At 73.2% G+C, this 16,955-nt stretch carries 5 protein-coding genes; 3 read left to right on the top strand and 2 right to left on the bottom strand.

Annotated features, from left to right (window positions below):
* Nucleotides 1–144: 144 nt before the first annotated feature.
* Nucleotides 145–1,773 carry an MFS transporter gene (locus CHR28_RS38635; protein ID WP_256984560.1) on the top strand — a complete coding sequence of 543 codons (1,629 nt, stop codon included), beginning with the start codon at nucleotides 145–147 and terminating at the stop codon, nucleotides 1,771–1,773.
* Nucleotides 1,733–12,976: a non-ribosomal peptide synthetase/type I polyketide synthase gene (locus CHR28_RS38630; RefSeq protein ID WP_256984559.1), complete on the top strand. Its 11,244-nt coding sequence runs from the start codon at nucleotides 1,733–1,735 to the stop codon at nucleotides 12,974–12,976. Before CHR28_RS38635 ends, CHR28_RS38630 begins: the two co-directional genes overlap by 41 nt.
* Here CHR28_RS38630 and CHR28_RS33345 read toward each other — a convergent pair.
* Both CHR28_RS33345 and tgmC read right to left on the bottom strand, forming a co-directional pair.
* On the bottom strand, nucleotides 12,945–14,630 hold the full coding sequence (locus CHR28_RS33345) for a DUF262 domain-containing protein (RefSeq protein ID WP_094057468.1): 1,686 nt from the start codon (nucleotides 14,628–14,630) through the stop codon (nucleotides 12,945–12,947). The two genes, CHR28_RS38630 and CHR28_RS33345, sit on opposite strands and share 32 nt — an antisense overlap.
* A gap of 265 nt (nucleotides 14,631–14,895) precedes the next feature.
* Nucleotides 14,896–16,020 carry an ATP-grasp peptide maturase system methyltransferase gene (tgmC, locus tag CHR28_RS33340; RefSeq protein WP_094057467.1) on the bottom strand — a complete coding sequence of 375 codons (1,125 nt, stop codon included), beginning with the start codon at nucleotides 16,018–16,020 and terminating at the stop codon, nucleotides 14,896–14,898.
* Between the two features lie 467 nt (nucleotides 16,021–16,487).
* Here tgmC and CHR28_RS33330 point away from each other — a divergent pair, with 467 nt between their 5' ends.
* Nucleotides 16,488–16,799, top strand: a complete 312-nt coding sequence (locus CHR28_RS33330; RefSeq protein ID WP_094057466.1) for a hypothetical protein — start codon at nucleotides 16,488–16,490, stop codon at nucleotides 16,797–16,799.
* Nucleotides 16,800–16,955: the final 156 nt, after the last annotated feature.

Here is a 16,955-nt window from a genome sequence, read left to right as displayed (position 1 = left end):
CTGTAACCTCGCGCTTCCGCGCGGGAGATCGCGGAATCCATTGTTCACTTCGGGGGTTCGCGGCAGGGAACGGGCGGCCGGGAAAACTTCCCGTCAGGACGCCAGGAATACGGATTTCCGCCCGCCGGCTCGAACACTTCTGCAATGATCGACCGAACGCTCGGGTGGCCGGGCGGCTGGCGCCAGGCCGGTCGAGAGGTGAGGAGTTCGGTGACGGGGGTGGACTGGAGGTTCCGGTCCCTGGTGGTCGCGCACGCCGTGTCGGCCTACGGGACGTACCTCAATCTGATCGCGCTCAGCCTGTTCTCGTACGAGGTCACGGGCACCGCCCTGGGCGTGGGCGCGGTGATGGCCGTACGGCTGCTGTCGGGTGTCGCGGCCGGGCTCGCCGCCGGGGCGGTGACGGCACGGTTGACACGCCGCACGGTCATGGTGGTGACCGACCTCGCCCAGACGCTCGCCATGGTGGTGCTGGCGCTGGGGGCCCGGGACGTCTCGCCCGGAGTGCTGCTCGGCGCGGTGCTCGTGCTGGGCGCGGGCAACACGCTCTTCAACGTGGCCCTGCGCAGCGCGGTCCCGGTCATGGTCGGGCAGGAGAGCCGTGCCCGGGCCAACGGCGTGCTGGTGACGGCCCGTTCCGTCGCCACGGTGCTGGGCTTCGCGTCGGCGGCCCCGGTCATCGCCCTGGGCGGGTTCGGTGTCGCGTTCGCGGTCAACGGCGCGAGCTTCGCGGTGTCGGCGGCGGCCGTACTGGCGCTGCGACCACGCACGGACGCCGACGGGGAGGCCGGACCGGCGGGCGCGACGAGCCCGCCGCCCGGGCCGGACGGAGCGCGCGAGCCGACCGGAGCGGGCGAACCGGCCGACGGCGAGCGTCCCGAGGCGGTGACGGCTCGCGGCGAGCGTCCCGAGGCGGTGACGGCTCGCGGCGAGCGTCCCGAGGCGGTGACGGCTCGTGGCGAGGGGCGCGGGGCGGTGACGGCTCGCGGCGAGCGGCCCGAGGCAGTGACGGCTCGCGGCGAGGAGCGCGAGGCGGTGACGGCTCGCGGCGAGGGGCGCGGGGCGGTGGCGGCTCGTGGGGGGTGGCTGGGGCGTCATCTCGTCGGTCTGGCCGGGCCGTTGCTCGGGCTGATCGCGTTGCGCGGTCTGGACGCGCTGGCGTCCGCCTCGCACAACGTCGCGCTGCCGCTGGCGGCCGGCGCGGCCGAGCCGTCCGAACCGGCGCTGTTCATGACCCGGTTCTGGTCCGCGTGGGCCGTGGGCACGCTCCTGGCCCACCAGGTCCTCAAACGCCGGACGCACGGGACGACCTGGGGGGAACGCGCCTTCGCGGCGGGCACCTGCGCGATGTCCCTCTGCTTCGTCGCGGCGTTCACCGGCCCACCCGCCCCGGCCCTGATCGCGGCGGCCCTCGCGGCGGGGTTCGCGGACGGCTGGACCGAGATCGTCTACACCTCGCGCCTCCAGGCGGCCCCCGACCGGCAGCGCGACCGGCTGTTCGGCCTGTCCGCCACCGCCGAGCAGTCCGGGTTCGCGCTGGGCACGATCACGGCCGCAGCCGCGTTGGAGACTCTGCCCGCCCTCGCCGTCGTGGGCGTCTTCCACGGGGCGGCGGTGTGCGGGGCGGTGGCCCTGCTGCTCACCGTACGGACGCACCGCGCACGCGGGACCACGGACCGTTCGCCGACCGGCGCACCAGCGCCCACCAGCGGAGACAAGGGAGAAGACACGCATGGAACGTCTACGGGAGCAGGCCGTCTGCCGGGGTCCTGAGCCCGAGCGGACGGGGGACGACCCGGTCGACGCGGTGCGCGCGCTGCTGGGCGCCGCCGGGTCGGCGCACGGCGGAGCCGTCGTCACCGTCGCCGCCGACGGCACGACCGGCTCCCGGTCGTACCCCGAACTGCTGGACGCGGCACGCCGGATGCTCACCGGCCTGCGCGAGCACGGGGTGCGGCGCGGTGACCCGGTGGTGCTGTGCGGGTTGCCGCTGGACGCGTTCTTCCCCGCCTTCTGGGCCTGTGTGCTGGGCGGGGCCCTCCCGGTGGCCATCGCCGAGCACCCCGCGCCGGGCTCCCCGGCCTTCGAACGCCTGGGGCAGGCAAGCGCGTTACTCGACGGCCCGCTGGTCCTGACCGACGCGCCCGGCGCTGCGGCCCTCGCCCACGCCGTGCCCGCCCCGCGGATCGCCCTCGCCGGGGAGTGCCTCGCCGCGCCGCCCGCGCGGGACCACGTCGAGCCCGACCCGTCGGACACGGCCCTGCTGATGCTGTCGTCCGGCAGCACCGGGGTCCCGAAGGCGGCGCGCCTGACCCACGCCGGGCTCGCGGACTTCGCGGCGAGCAGCCGCCGGATCCTCGACGTCCGCCCCGACGACACGATGGTGAACTGGCTGCCCGTCGACCACAGCGGCGCCTTCCTGCTGTACCACCTGCTCGCCGTGTTCACCGGCTGCACCAACGTCCACGCCCCCACCGACTACGTGCTCGCCGACCCGCTGCGCTGGCTCGACCTCCTCCACGACCACCGGGCGCGGCACGGCTGGGCGCCGACCTTCGCCTACCGGCTGGTCGCGGACGCGCTGGCCGAGCGGCCCGACCGCCACTGGGACCTGAGCGGCCTCAAGTCCCTGGTGTGCGGGGGCGAGCGGGTCGTGCTGCCGGTGCTGCGCGGCTTCCTCGACGCGACGGGCCCGTACGGGGTGCGCGCGGAGCACATCGCCCCGGTGTGGGGCATGGCCGAGACGGTCACGGCCGTCACCTACGGCCGGCTGGACCGGCCGGGCACCGTGCACCGCCTGCTCAAGAGCAGCCTGGGCGGCGACCTGGTGCGGGCCGGGGAGGACGTGCCCGAGGCGGACTGCGTCACGTTCGTCGCCTGCGGCTCGCCCGCGCACGGCGTCACGCTGCGCGTCGTCGACCACCGCGGCGACCTCGTCCCGGCGGGCCGGATCGGCCGGCTCCAGGTGCACTCCCCCGCCCGCCTCACCCCCGGCTACGTCCGCAACCCCGAAGCGGACGCCGCCGCCTACCCGGCCGGGCCGGACTGGCTGGACACCGGCGACCTGGCCTTCCTCGACGACGGCCAGGTCGTCATCACGGGACGGCGCAAGGACGTCATCATCCTCAACGGCCTGAACGTCTACTGCCACGAGGTGGAGGAGACCGCCGCCGCCGTCGACGGGGTCCGGCAGGGCGAGGTCGCCGCGTGCGGCATCCCGTCCGCTGAGCGGGGCACGGAGGAACTGGCGGTGTTCTTCGTCAGCCGCGGCGCCGCCGAGGACGACCGGATCGCCGCGGAGGTGAGGGCGGCGCTGTTCACCCGCCTGAGGCTCACCGCCGCCCATGTCCTGCCCGTCCCGGAGGGCGAGTTCCCCCGGACGCCCGCGGGCAAGGTGCGCCGCGCGGAACTCCGGGACCGGCTGAGCCGTGACGAGGGCGGCCCGGGTGGGGCGGACCCCATCGCGCCGGGGCAGCGACCGGACCCGGAGGACGCCGGTTTCGCGGGGTCCCAGGCCACGGAGATGCCCGATGCCGACGCGGCGCCCTGGGCGGCGAAGGTGACCCGGGCGGCGAAGGTGACCCGGGCCGCCGCCGAGGTGACCCGGGCCATGGAGGTGACCCGGGCCGCCGAGGTGACCCGGGCTGTGGAGGAGGAGCTGGCCGCCGTGCTCGGGCGTCCGGCCGATCCGCAGGCGCCGTTCTACGAACTCGGCCTGACGTCGGTGCTGTTGGTGCGGCTGCGGAACCGGCTGACGGAGCGCCTCGGCACGCCCGTACCGCAGACGGCGTTCTTCGAGCACCCGACGGCCACGGCACTCACGGCCCACCTCACGAATGGTCTGACCACGGAGCCGACCCCGACGCCCGTGTCCGCCACGCAGCTCGGTGACGAGCCGGCTCCGGTCGCTCCTGCCCCGCACCCGGCGAGTGGGACCGCCCCCGCCGCGCCCGTGCCCGGTGCCGCGCCCGGCGGCGTCCACCCCGACCGCCCCCACCACCCAGATCACCCCGACCACGCCGACCACCCCGAGCACGCCGACGGCTCCGACCGCCGCGTGGCCGTCATCGGGCTGGCCCTGCGCTTCCCCGGCGCCGTTACGGCGGAGCAGTTCTGGGCGCATCTGCGGGACGGCGTGGACAGCGTGCGCGTGTTCGGGGAGCGGGAGCTCGCGGCGGCCGGGGTCTCCCCCGAGCAGCGCCGCGCCCCGGGCCATGTGCCCGCCTCCGGAGTCCTGGACGGCGTCGAGGAGTTCGACGCGGACTTCTTCGGGCTGAGCCCGCGGGAGGCCGGGCTCACGCACCCCGCGCACCGGCTGTTCCTGGAGTGCTGCCACCAGGCCCTGGAGGAGGGCGGCCACGCGGCGACCGCCCCGGGCGTGCGGGTGGGCGTGTTCGCCGGATCCGGCATGAACCTCTACGACCACCAGGAGCGGCCCGCGGCCGGCACGCCGTACGACCCGGCGGACCCTGCCGCCGGCATGCAGTCGGCCATCGGGCGGGAGCCGGACTTCCTCGCCACGCGGGTCGCCTACCGGCTCGGCCTCACGGGCCCGGCGATCGGCGTGCAGACGGCCTGTTCCACCTCCCTGGTCGCCGTGCACCTGGCGGTCCAGGCACTGCTCGGCGGCGAGACGGACCTGGCGCTGGCCGGTGCGGCGGCCGTGCACCTGCCGCAGGAGACCGGCTATCACAGCCACCCCGGTTCGATCCTGTCCCCCACCGGCCGCTGCCGGGCCTTCGACGCGGAGGCCGACGGCACGGTCGGCGGCAACGGCGTGGCCGCCGTGCTGCTCAAGCGCCTGGACCGGGCGCTGGCCGACGGCGACACCGTGCACGCGGTGATCCTGGGCTCCGCGGTCAACAACGACGGCGCCGCCAAGGTCGGCTTCACCGCCCCCGGCGTCGAGGGGCAGGCCGAGGTGGTGCGCCAGGCGCTGCGCAGGGCGGACGTGCCGCCGCAGACGGTCTCCTACGTGGAGGCGCACGGCACCGGGACCCGGCTCGGCGACCCGGTGGAACTGACGGCACTGGCCCGGGCGCTCACCCCGGACGGCGACAGCGCTCCGGGCTTCTGCGCGGTGGGTTCCGTCAAGCCGAACATCGGGCACCTCGACAGCTGCGCGGGCATGGCCGGGCTCATCAAGACGGTCCTGATGCTGCGCCACCGCATGCTGGTACCCACCCCGCACCTGACCCGGCCCAACCCCGAACTGCCGTTGCACGACGGCCCGTTGCGGCTCGTCAGGGAGCTGGAGCCGTGGCAGGTCCCGGACGGCGTGCCCCGCCGGGCCGGGGTCAGCGCGCTGGGTGTCGGCGGCACCAACGCCCATGTCGTCCTGGAGGAGGCCCCGGCTCCCCGCCCCCGGCCGGTTCCCGACCTGCCCGTCCTGGTGCCCGTCTCGGCCCGCGACCCCGAGTCCCTCGACGAGCTCACGGCCGCGCTCCGCGACCGGCTCCTGGCCCACCCGGACCTGCCGGCCGCCGACGTGGCCGCCACCCTGGCCCTCGGCCGGCCGCACCGCGCGGCACGCACCGCCGTGGCCGGCCGTACGGCCGGTGAACTCGCCCGCGCGCTGGCGGAGCGCCGGGACCCCGATCCCGTCCCGCTCGGCCCGGTCGCCTTCGCCTTCACCGGCCAGGGCAGCGCCCGCCGCGGCATGGCGCGGGGCCTGTACGCCGCGCACCCCGCGGCGCGGGCCACCCTCGACCGCTGCGAGGAGCTGCACGTCCGGGAGTTCGGCGGCAGTTTGCTCACCGCGCTGCTCACCGCCGGCCCGGACGGTGCCGGCGAACAGGACGAGACCTGGCCCACCGACACCGCGCAGGCCGCCCTCTTCGCCCATCACGCGGCACTGGCCGACGCCTGGCGGGCGGCCGGCATCCGGCCCGGGCTGCTGCTGGGCCACAGCGTCGGCGAGTACGCCGCGCTGTACGCGGCCGGAGCCCTCTCCCTGGAGGACGGGCTGCGGCTCACCGCCTGGCGCGGACGGCTGATGCGGGACCGATGTCCGGCCGGGGGCATGCTCGCCGTCCGGTCCGACGCCGCCACGGCGCACCGCGTCGCCGCGGCCGCCGGTGTCGAACTCGCCGCCGTCAACGGCCCGCGGGCCCAGGTGCTGTCGGGCCCGCCGCAGGCGCTGAAGGAAGCGGCGCGGCTGCTCGACCAGGAGGGCGTGCACTGGCGGGCACTGCCGGTCGACCGGGCGTTCCACTCGGCGGAGATCGACGACGCGCTGGAGGCGTTCCGCGCGGTCGCGGAACAGGTGACGTACCGCGCGCTGCACACCCCGCTGGTCACCACGGCCGACGGGGAGCTGCGCCGGGCGGGCTGGACGGTCGACGTGGCGTACCTGTGCCGCCAGGCCCGGCAGCCGGTCCGTTTCGACCTCGCCATGGCCGCCGCCGTCAAGCAGGGCTGCCGGGACTTCGTGGAGATCGGCGCCGGGCGCACCCTCACGGGCCTGGGGCGGCACTGCGTACCCGACAGCCGGTGGCTGACCGGCCAGGGCGCGGGGGACACGGCCGCCGAGCAGGCACAGGGCTTCCTGACGGCCCTCGGCTCGCTGTACCGCAGGGGCGCCGTCCTGGACTGGCGGGCGCTCACGGGCGACGGGGGCCGGGTGCCGCTGCCGGGGCATCCGCTGCGGCGCCGTACGGTGCCGTTCGGGGGCGCGGCGCCCGCGGCTCCCGAGCGTGCCGCGGAGCCGGACGACGAGATCCTCGCTTTCATACGGCAGTCGGCGGCGGACCGGCTCGGCCGTCCGGTCGCCGACGTGACACCGGACCGTTCCTTCTTCGAACTGGGCGCCGACTCGCTGTCGTTGATGAGCATGACGACCGAACTGGAGCAGCGGTACGGCGTCCGCGTCCCGGTCCGCGAGGTGTTCGACACGGCCGACACACCCGGGAGGCTGGCCGAGCGGGTCGCGGAGCTGCGGGGCGACGAAGGGCGGCCGACACGCCGCGCGCCGGAGACGGTGGTGGCGGAACCGGTCGTTGAGGAGCCGGTCGTCAAGGAGCCGGTCGCTCAGGAGTCGGTCGTTCAGCAGCCGGTCGTGCAAGAGCCGGTTGTTCAAGAGCCCGTCGTGCAGAGGCCGATGGTCCAGGAACCGGTCGTCGCCCAGGAGCCGGTCGTCGCCCAGGAGCCGGTGCCGTCCGCCGCCGCGCACGCCTCACCGCAGTCGCCGGACTCGCCGCAGTCGCCGCAGCCGCCGCAGCCGCCGCAGTCGCCGGACGGCCTGACCGCCCTGTTCGGGCAGCAGCTACGGCTCGCGGAGCAACTCGTCGACCAGGTCGGCGGGATGATCTCCCGCCAGCTCGACGTCCTCGCGACGACCACCGCCGGCACGGCACCCCCGCGGATCCCCTCCGGGACGGCACCGTCGCAGACCACCGCCACAACGGCACCGCCGCAGAGCACCGCCGGGACGGCACCGCCCCGGACCACCGCCGTCAGCCCCGCTCCGGTTCCCAGCCCGCGCCCGGGGCCCTCAGCCACCCCCTCTCCCGCCGCCGGCAACACCGACTTCAGTCTCTACTTCTTCGGGGACTACCCCGAGGACACCGACCACGACAAGTACGGCCTGATCATGGCCGCGGCCGACTTCGCCGACCGGCACGGCTTCCACGCGCTGTGGTTTCCCGAACGGCACTTCAACTCCTTCGGCGCGCTGTTCCCCAACCCTTCCGTCCTGGCCGCCGCCCTCGCCGCCCGGACCAGCCGGGTCCGGCTGCACGCCGGTTCCGTGGTGCTGCCGCTGCACCATCCGGCCCGGGTCGCCGAGGAGTGGTCGGTCGTCGACAACATCTCCGGCGGCCGGACGGGCCTGTGCTTCGCGAGCGGCTGGCACGCCACCGACTTCGCGCTCGCCCCGCAGCACTTCGGCCGGCACCGCGAAGTGATGTACGAGCACCTGGCGACCGTGCGGGACCTCTGGTCGGGGCAGCCGGTGAAGACGACCGCGGGTGACGGCACGCCCGTGGAGATCACCCTGCATCCGCGGCCCGTGCAGGAGCGGCCGCCGATGTACGTGGCCGTCGTCGGGAACCCGGACAGCTACCGCCGGGCGGCCGCCGAGGACCTCGGCGTGGTCACCAACCTGATGACGCAGACGGTGGAGCAACTGGCCGAGAACATCGCGCTGTACCGGCGCTGCCGTGCCGAGCACGGCCTCGACCCGGCGGCCGGGCGGGTGGTGGTGCTCGTGCACACGTATCTGGAGGAGGACGCGGAGCGGGCGCGGGCCGAGGCCTACCGGCCGTTCCTGTCGTATCTGCGGTCCTCGCTCTCCCTCTTCGACCAGGTCACCAACAGCCTCGGCTTCCAGGTGGACCTGGAGAACACCCCCGAGGAGGACGTGGAGTTCCTGCTGGGCCGCGCCTACGAGCGCTACTGCGCGTCCCGCGCCCTGATCGGCGACGAGCGCACCGCCGCCGAGACCGTGGGGCGGCTGCTGGCGGCCGGGGCGGACGAGATCGCCTGCTTCGTGGACTTCGGCGTGCCGAAGGAGAAGGTGCTTGCGGCGCTGCCGGTGCTGGACCGGGTCCGCCGGACGGCTCCCGGCACGGGCCGGTCCCCGGAGTCCTTGCCCCCGCGGCAGCCGCACGCGCAACCGCCCGCCGGGGCAGCCGTCCCGCGGCCCCGGCCGCATCGCCGTCCCCTCACGCCCGCCCAGCGCCGCATCTGGTTCCTGGAGCAGCTCCATCCGGGCACCGCCATGTACCACGAACCCAAGGCGATCCGCCTCGACGGCCCCCTGGACGTCGCGGCCCTGCGCTGGGCGCTGGAGCGGGTCGCGGACCGGCATCCCGCCCTGCGCACGGTGTTCGGCGACACGGACGGTGTGCCCTACCAGGAAATACGCGACCGTATGCCGCTCGACTGCCCGGTGGAGGACCTCACCGGTGCGACGGAGCAGGAGGCCCTGCGGTCGGCGCTCGCGGCGGACCACGGACTCGACCTGTCCAGGGGCCCGTTGGTCGCGGCCCGGCTGCTGCGCCTGTCCCCCGACCGCCATCTGCTCTTCCTCCTGGCCCACCACATCGTCTTCGACTCCTCCTCCACGGCCGTGCTGGCGCGTGATCTCGCCGCGTACTACCGCGCCCGTCAGGGCCGGGGCACCGCACCGGGTCCGCTGCCCGGCCTGCCGGAGACGGCCGCCCGGCCGGACCCCGCCTCTCTCGGCTTCTGGCGGAGCCACCTGGCCGGCGCACCCGAACTCACCCTGCCCACCGACCGTCCCCGTCCACCGGTCAGGTCGGGCGCGGGCGCGAGCCTCACGCACGCCCTCGACGCCGAACTGACCGACGGTCTGCAGCAGTTGGCCGCCCGGCACCGGGCCACCCTGTTCATGACGCTGACCGGCGCGATCGGCGCGGTCCTCGGCCGGTTCGCGGGACAGCAGGAGGTGGTGATCGGCACGGCGCTGGCGTCCCGCCCTCCGGGCGCCGAGGACCACGTCGGTCTCTTCCTCGACACCGTTCCGCTGCGCCTGGACCTCACCGGCGACCCGGACGTCCCGGCCCTGCTGCGCCGGGTCCGCGAGAGCAGCACGGCGGCGTACGAGCACAGCGGCGTCCCCTTCGACGAGCTGGTCGGCGCGCTCAATCCGCGCCGCGACCCGGGCCGCAACCCGCTGTTCCAGGTGATGGTGGAGTACGAGAACGAGGGCGGGGCGGAGTTCGACCCGCCGTACCTCACCGCCACCCTGCTGGACGTCCCGAGCGAGCGTGCCCCGTTCGACCTCAGCGTCTACCTCACCCGTCACCCGGGCGGTCTGCGCTTCATGGTCGAGTACGACACGGCCCTCTTCGACGAGGCCACGGTGCGCCGCTTCGTGGACTACGTCGAGCAGGTGCTGCGCAGGGCGCTCGACACCCCCTCGGCGCGGCTCGCGGACCTCACGGCCCTCACCGCGGCCGACCGTGCGCTGCTGGCCGGTCCGGAGCACACCGAGCCGGCCGCGCCGCCCGGCACCCTGCACGAGCTGTTCGAGCAGCAGGCCCGCCGCACACCGGACGCCCTCGCCCTGCTCGGCGACGACACCCGCGTCTCCTACGGGGAGCTGGACGCGGCGGCCAACCGGCTGGCGCATCTGCTCCGCGGCCGGGGCGCCGCGCGGGGGCGGCGCGTGGCGGTCCTGCTGCCGCGCGGCCCGCGGCTGATCACGGCCCTGCTGGCGGTGCTGAAGACGGGCGCGGCCTATGTGCCGCTGGATCCGTCCCTGCCCGCCCCGCGCCTGGCCCTGCTCCTCGCCGACTCGGCGCCGGTGCTGCTCCTCACCGACGAGGGCTCGTCCCACCCGGACACCCAACTCCCGGTGGTGCGCGTGGAGTCGGCGGACGACACCCTGCCCGCCACCCCCGTCCCGGACGGCGCCGGCCCCGAGGACCCGGCCTACTGCATCCACACCTCGGGCTCGACCGGCCGCCCGAAGGGCGTGGTCGTACCCCACCGGGGTCCGGCGAACCTGGTCCGCGGGCATCTCGCCCGGCACCCCGCGCTGCGCACCCTGCAGTGGACGTCCCCGGCGTTCGACGTGAGCGTCCAGGAGATCTTCACGACGCTCGCCTCGGGCGCGGCACTCGTCCTCGTCGACGACGCCGTGCGGCACGACCCGGCGGCAGTGGCGCGGACGGTGCGCCGCCACGAGGTGCAGCGCCTGTTCATGCCCTGCACGCCCCTGACGTATCTGATGGAGACGGCCCCCGAACTGCCCTCCCTGCGCGAGCTGTTCTCGGCGGGTGAGGCCCTGCGTCTCACCCCGGCCTTCCGCCGCTTCCTCGCCGCGCATCCGCTCTGCGCGCTCCACAACCAGTACGGCCCCACGGAGACCTCGATCGTGGTCACGTCGCACCGCGTGGATCCGGCGGGTGAGGAGTGGCCCCCGATCGGCACGCCGGTGCCGGGTGCGCACCTGTCGCTGCGGGACGCCGCGGGCCGGCCGGTGCCGGTCGGGGCGGTCGGCGAGATCCACGTCGGCGGGGTGCCGGTGGCCCTCGGCTACCACGACCGCCCCGCCGAGACCGCGGCCGCGTTCGTCGACGACGGCGCGGGCGGGGTGCGTTACCGCACGGGCGACCTGGCCCGCCGGCGCGCCGACGGCACCCTGGAGTACCGGGGCCGGGCGGACGACCAGGTCAAGATCCGCGGCTACCGGGTCGAACCGGCCGAGGTACGGGCCGCGTTGACGGCCCTGCCGGCCGTCCGGGACGCGGCGGTGCTCGCGCGCCGCGACCACCACGGCGACACCGAGCTGGTGGCGTACGCGGTCCTGGAGGAGGGGGCGTCCTGGCCGGCCGTGCGCACCGCGCTGGCGGCCCGGCTCCCCGACCACCTGGTGCCGCGGCGCTGGGTGACCCTGGACCGCCTCCCGGTGAACGCCTCCGGCAAGCTGGACCGCGCGGCCCTGCCGGAACCGGGGGACGCGCCTGCCGAGCCGGCGCGCTCGGAGCCGGCGACGGAGCGGGAGCGGGTGCTGCACGACCTGTGGTGCGAGGAACTGGGCACCCGGCACGTCCCGGTCACGACGCCGTTCTTCGAACTCGGCGGCCACTCGCTGAGCGCGATCCGCCTGCTGAACCGGATGCGCGAGGCGGCGGACATCGACCTGACCATGGCGGACTTCTTCCTGGACCCGACGATCCGGGGCATCGCCACCCGCACGCGAGTCGTGGACACCGCGCCGATGCCCTCCACCCTGCGCCGCCTGTGGCGCCGCCACCACGCGCTCACCGACCCGAGCGTCTACAACATCGCCCACCGCACCGACCTGCGTGGCGACCTGGACCCCGAGCTGCTGCGCGGGGCCCTTGAGGACGTGGTGGCACGGCACCATGCCCTGCGCGCCAGGCCGGTCCACCGGGCTGACGGCGCCTACGAGGTCGAGATCCTGGCCGAGGTGCCGGTGGACCTCCCGGTCACCGACCTGCGCACGGCGGCCACGCCCCGGGAACGGGCGGCCGACGACTGGTGCGCCGCCCGGATCTCCCTGCCGTTCACGATGGACGAGCCGCCGCTGTTCCGCTTCGCGCTGGCCCGCCTGGCGGACGACCACTGGATCCTGCTGACGGTCTTCCACCATGCGGTCTGCGACGGCTGGTCCCTGGGTCTGATCCGGCGGGACCTGGCGGAGTTCCACCGCGCGCGCAGGACCGGAGGTACGCCGCAACTACCGCCGGTGACGCATCAGTTCACCGATTTCGCCCGCGCGGAACACAGCCTGCCCGGCGACCGCAGGGAGGAGCTGGAGCACTTCTGGCGCAAGGAACTCACCGGCGTCCCGCTGCGCCCGTCCCTCCCCTACGACCGTCCCCACCCCGGCACGCTGACCGGCCGGGGCGCCCTGCACACCCGGACCGTCGACGACGACACCCCGGCGCGCCTCGCCGCCACGGCGACCCGCCTGGGCACCACGCCCTACACGGTCCTGGCCGCCACGTTCGCGACCTGGCTGGGCCGGGTGTGCGGTGCACCGGACGACGTCGTCCTGGCGGCGTCCAGCGCCAACCGCCTCCCGCGCGACCGGGCGGAGACGGTCGGCATCGTGGGCGACGCGGTCCTGCTGCGGGCCCGCCTGTCCGAGGCGGACTCCTTCGCCGCCCTGACCGCCCAGCTGGGCACCACCCTCTTCGAGGCCCTGGACCATCAGGAACTCCCCCTGACGGACGTGGTGTCCCTGGTGGACCCGGACCTGACGAAGGCCCTGTTCCCGACGGTCCTGTTCACGGTGATCACGACGGAGCCACCGGCCCTGGACCTCGGCGAGGTGCACACGGCCGTCCGCGCCCTCCCCGTCCAGGGCGTGGCCCGCAACGAGCTCTACGCGGTGATCACCCCGGAGGCGGACGCGCTCACGATCACGTTCGAGTACTCGACGGACCTGTTCACGGCGGAGACGGTGGCGGGGTGGGCGGAGTCGTTCACAGAGCTTTTGAGGGAGGTTACGGTTGCTCCGTCAGACGCCACTCGGTAGCGAGCAGGCTCAGCAGTTCCTCCTGCCGGGCCTTGAGCAGTTCGGGGGTCCACTCGGTGTGGTGGAGCACCTGGCTGGTCAGCGCGAAGGGGACCACTCCCCCGCGGCCGGTGAAGTACTTGGCCTTCTTGGCTGCGAAGTCGTAGTTCTGGGCGGCCGAGTTCTTGTAGCGGTTCAGCAGGACCAGGTTGCCCAGGCGGTGCGTCCACTGCGCACGCTGCTCCTCGTCGAACAGCTCGACCCACTGGGAGTCGGCGCCCGGGCTCTGAGGCAGGACGTGCTCCACGGTGATGAGGGGGTGGTCGTACGTCACCCCCTGTCCCCGGGCCAGCAGCTCGTCGAGGCGAAGCAGGACGTACTTGCGGATCCTGCGGACGAGATAGAGATCGCCGTCGAGCAGGCTGAGGGTGTCCGCCTTCTCGTCGTCCCTCAGGTCGAGGGCCGGGGATTCGAGGCCCTGGCCTTCGTCGAGCTGCCGGAGCAACTCGGCGTAGCGGGTGACGCGAGGCGTCGTGTACACGCGCCGGATGAACATGCTGGCCGACAGCCGCTCCAGCGCCCGCAGGAACGTGTCCAGCCACGCCGGGTCGTCCTCGTGGTGGCGCAGCGCCCAGAGGGCGGCCGGCCGCCAGTCGTAGTTGTCGATCTGGTGGAGCCTGCGGAACCAGGCGTTGACCGCTTCCGCGCCCGAAGCCGACTCGTAACGGGCCTCCTTGATCTGCGCGTAGGCCTCGGCATAGGGCCGGACGACGTCATGGACGAACGCCTCGGCCCTGTCCGGGAGGTAGTGGCTGAGCACCTGTCCCGGGAACTCCTTGAGCAGTTCCTGTTCGGCCCGCTTCTTGGCGAAGATCAGTCGCAGATGGAGGAAGAGTTCGGCGAAGTCGTCGCGCCCCAGCATCTCCTCCGCGTCTTCCCATGTGGTGGCGCACGCCTCGGACGCCTCCGCGTCGAGGTCGCCGATGATCTGCGACTTGAAGATGTCGGTGGGCGACAGGTCCAGGCCGCGGGAGTTCATGACACTGAAGATCCGGTGGGCGCTGTCGAGGTCGGGAGTGCTGACGACGACCAGGAAGGTCCGCTCGGCGAGCATCTGCGCCAGTTCCAGCCGATGCTCCTCGGTCAGCGCGGTGAGGCTGCCGTGGAGGACCGCCGCGTTGCGGAGGATGGCCTTCTGCGCGTCGGTGCGCAGGGCCTCCTCCTTGAGCGTCAGCAGCGTGCCCAGCGCGCCCTTCGTCTGCACGTACTTCTCGAAGAAGTCCGCGTCGCGGCTTCGCAGGGTGAGTCGCGGCCTCGGGGCGAGCCCACGGATCTTGGCGCCCGGCTCCATCACCAGCCGGTCAAGATCACCCCGGAGTTCGGCGTCCTCGGTGAGGTCGCGCAGGACCGACAGGAGGATGGTCAGTGTGGTGAGCCGCTGCTGGCCGTCGATGACGTCCGCCTGCGGTGCCCCGCCCTCCTTGACGAGCACGACGGATCCGAGGAAGTACGGCTCGTCCGTACTACGATCCAGAGCCTCCTGCAAATCCATCAGCAGCTGGGACGCCTGTTCCTCCTGCCAGGCGTACGGTCGCTGGTAGTCCGGGATCTGGAAGTCGTAGTCACTGCTGAACACCTTGTGCAGGGGCATCTCGTGCGCCTCTAGCTTCTGCATCCTCCGATGATGGAGGAAGAAGGCACTCGATCGCCCCGAGTTGCCTGATCCGGGACGCCTGCGAGGCCCCCTCCAGGCGCGGGCCGGCAGACGAGTCGGGCTGTACGCCGGGGAGAGTCACCGCAGCGCTATGACCTGCACAAACATGCAGGATGGGCGCTTACATGGCTACCTTGTTGGCTACGTAACGAGTGGCCCCAGCCCCGGTGCCGTCTGGACGGCACCCGCCCCCGGCTTGGTGACGGACGCTCTTGTGATGGGTAGGTCAGACCGGGAGGTTCCAGGAAGGACCGTCGGGTGTTCCGAGCCACACGCGTTGGGTGCCGTCCAAGTCCACGGTCAGGCCGAGGTCCGAGTGTGGGGGTGAGCCCGCGTCCTGCCAGATGGTGAGAGCGTCTTCCACCTGATCCCAGAGGCGAAGAGGGCCGTGCTGGTGCACGGTCCAGCCGCCTCCGGCCGGTTCGGTCCACGCTTGTGACCCGGTGCCGACGTCCACGAGGATCACTCCCGTGCCGGTGGTCATGAGTTCGGCGGACGGTGCGGCGAGCTGAGCGAGGAACTGCCCGGTCCAGTCTTCGAGGAGTGCGGGGTTCACGCGGGTGGCGCGCGTGTGGCCAGGATGCTGATGGAAGGTGGGGCGGGGTGGGCGTTCGTGGGGGCGGGCGAGCATGTAGCTGATCTGGTCGGGGTGGAAGCGGCCGGTGGCGGTGCCGTCGTCCTGGACGGTGAGGCGGACGAGTCCGGAGGCTAGCATCCATCCGCTGATGGTGGTGGTGATGGTTCCACCGGCGCGTACTTGGTACAGCCAGGCTGGGGGGATGTGGCGGACGGCGCAGGTGGCCACGATGTCGTCGTATTCGGCGTCGTCCTTGTGCCCGGCGAGGCCGTCGCCGGTGATCAGGGTCGGGTGATATCCGGCGGCGTGGATGTGGTCGGCCGCCGCGACGGCCAGGCCCGGGTCGCACTCGATGGAGTACACGTCGCTGTCACCGAGGCGGCTGCACAGGATGGCGGTGGAATAGCCGGTGCCGGTGCCGATCTCCAGCACCTTGTGACCCTCGCTGATCCCGGCGACGTCGAGCATGCGCACGATCAGGGAGGGCAGCGTGCTGGACGAGGTGGGTCGGCCGGTGACGGGTCCGGTGGCCTCGACGGCGGTGGTGCCGTCGACCTGGGTGACCCAGGTGGTGTCCTGGTAGACGAGCCTCAGCCACTTTCCGGGATCGGTCCGGTCGCGGTGCACGGGGGTCCACTGGCGGCCGTCGAACTGGAACAGGCCGTTGCCCAGGAAGAGTTCGCGGGGCACCGTTTCGAGGGCTGTGCGCCACGCCGGGTCGTCCACAGCTACGGCGGCGGCGAGTTGGCGGCGCAGGTCGGCAGGGTCGGTCATGCGGGGGCTCCATGCTGTAGGCAGTCGGCGATGGCGTGCTTGATGGGAGCAGTGATGTGGTCGGGGAACCAGGCCCATTGGCCGTTGGGGTTGCACTCATACCAGTGCCAGACGCCATCACGGTCTAAGCCGAAATCGAAGGCGCCGAAGGTGAGTCCGAAAGCATCGAGGTAGGCGCGTACGCCTCGCGCGAGAGAGCCTCGACTCGTCGGTACCCGCTGCCCTGAAGCTGAAGAAGCGGATCAAGCGCTTCGCGCTCGACAACGAACTCGATCACCTGCCCATCGGCGATATCGTCTCGGTCGCGCTGGACGAGTGGCTCAGCGCCCGCGGCTTCTGAATCTCACCGGTGTGCACGAGGGGCGGCCGTCCCCACGCCAGGGTGTGGCCGCCTCTCCTACCGACTATTCCAATAGCCTGCTAGGCGAATAGCTATCCGCCTAGCAGGGCCGACCGGAGCAGCTCTCGTGCCTGATCACTCCCCCTACGCCCGCCGACTGCGTGAGATCGCCGACGCGCTCGACGCCGAGCCCCATTCAACCGACGACGCTCTTACGCCGCACCCGGACACTCTGGAAGTCGTCAGCAACCGGCACACCAAGCGCGGCCAGCTCAACTACGCCGTCCCAGAAGTTCTCCAGCTTCAGCGTCGGATTCGCCGCTACAACGCCGACACGGATGTGCCGCACGGGGACATCGTGGCTCTTGCCCTCGACACATGGCTCCGTGCTAAGGGCTATCCACCCGACCTTCGGCCGCCAGAGACTGAAGCGATCTGAACCGTTGGGCTCGAAAACTGCCTGGGAGCTTCCGAAGGGACTGCCAGGCCCCACTCTTCGTTTCGGCCTGTTGTGCTCGAAGGTCAGGCCTGCTCCAGCCCGCCAAGGATCTGATGGATAAACAGTTGATCCCTCTTGCTCCTTCTGCTTATTTGG

It is taken from the genome of Streptomyces sp. XY006 (assembly GCF_002237655.1).
In the GTDB taxonomy this organism is placed as follows: domain Bacteria; phylum Actinomycetota; class Actinomycetes; order Streptomycetales; family Streptomycetaceae; genus Streptomyces; species Streptomyces levis.
The sequence above is the reverse complement of the archived record's forward strand: the minus strand, read 5'-3'. Positions and strand labels throughout refer to the sequence as shown.

What these genes read in the sequence shown, in the direction of transcription:
- CHR28_RS38635 (WP_256984560.1), top strand. Translation starts at nt 145, where the DNA reads ATGATCGACCGAACGCTCGGGTGGCCGGGCGGCTGGCGCCAGGCCGGT.
- CHR28_RS38630 (WP_256984559.1), top strand. Translation starts at nt 1,733, where the DNA reads ATGGAACGTCTACGGGAGCAGGCCGTCTGCCGGGGTCCTGAGCCCGAG.
- tgmC (WP_094057467.1), bottom strand. Translation starts at nt 16,020, where the DNA reads ATGACCGACCCTGCCGACCTGCGCCGCCAACTCGCCGCCGCCGTAGCT.
- CHR28_RS33345 (WP_094057468.1), bottom strand. Translation starts at nt 14,630, where the DNA reads ATGCAGAAGCTAGAGGCGCACGAGATGCCCCTGCACAAGGTGTTCAGC.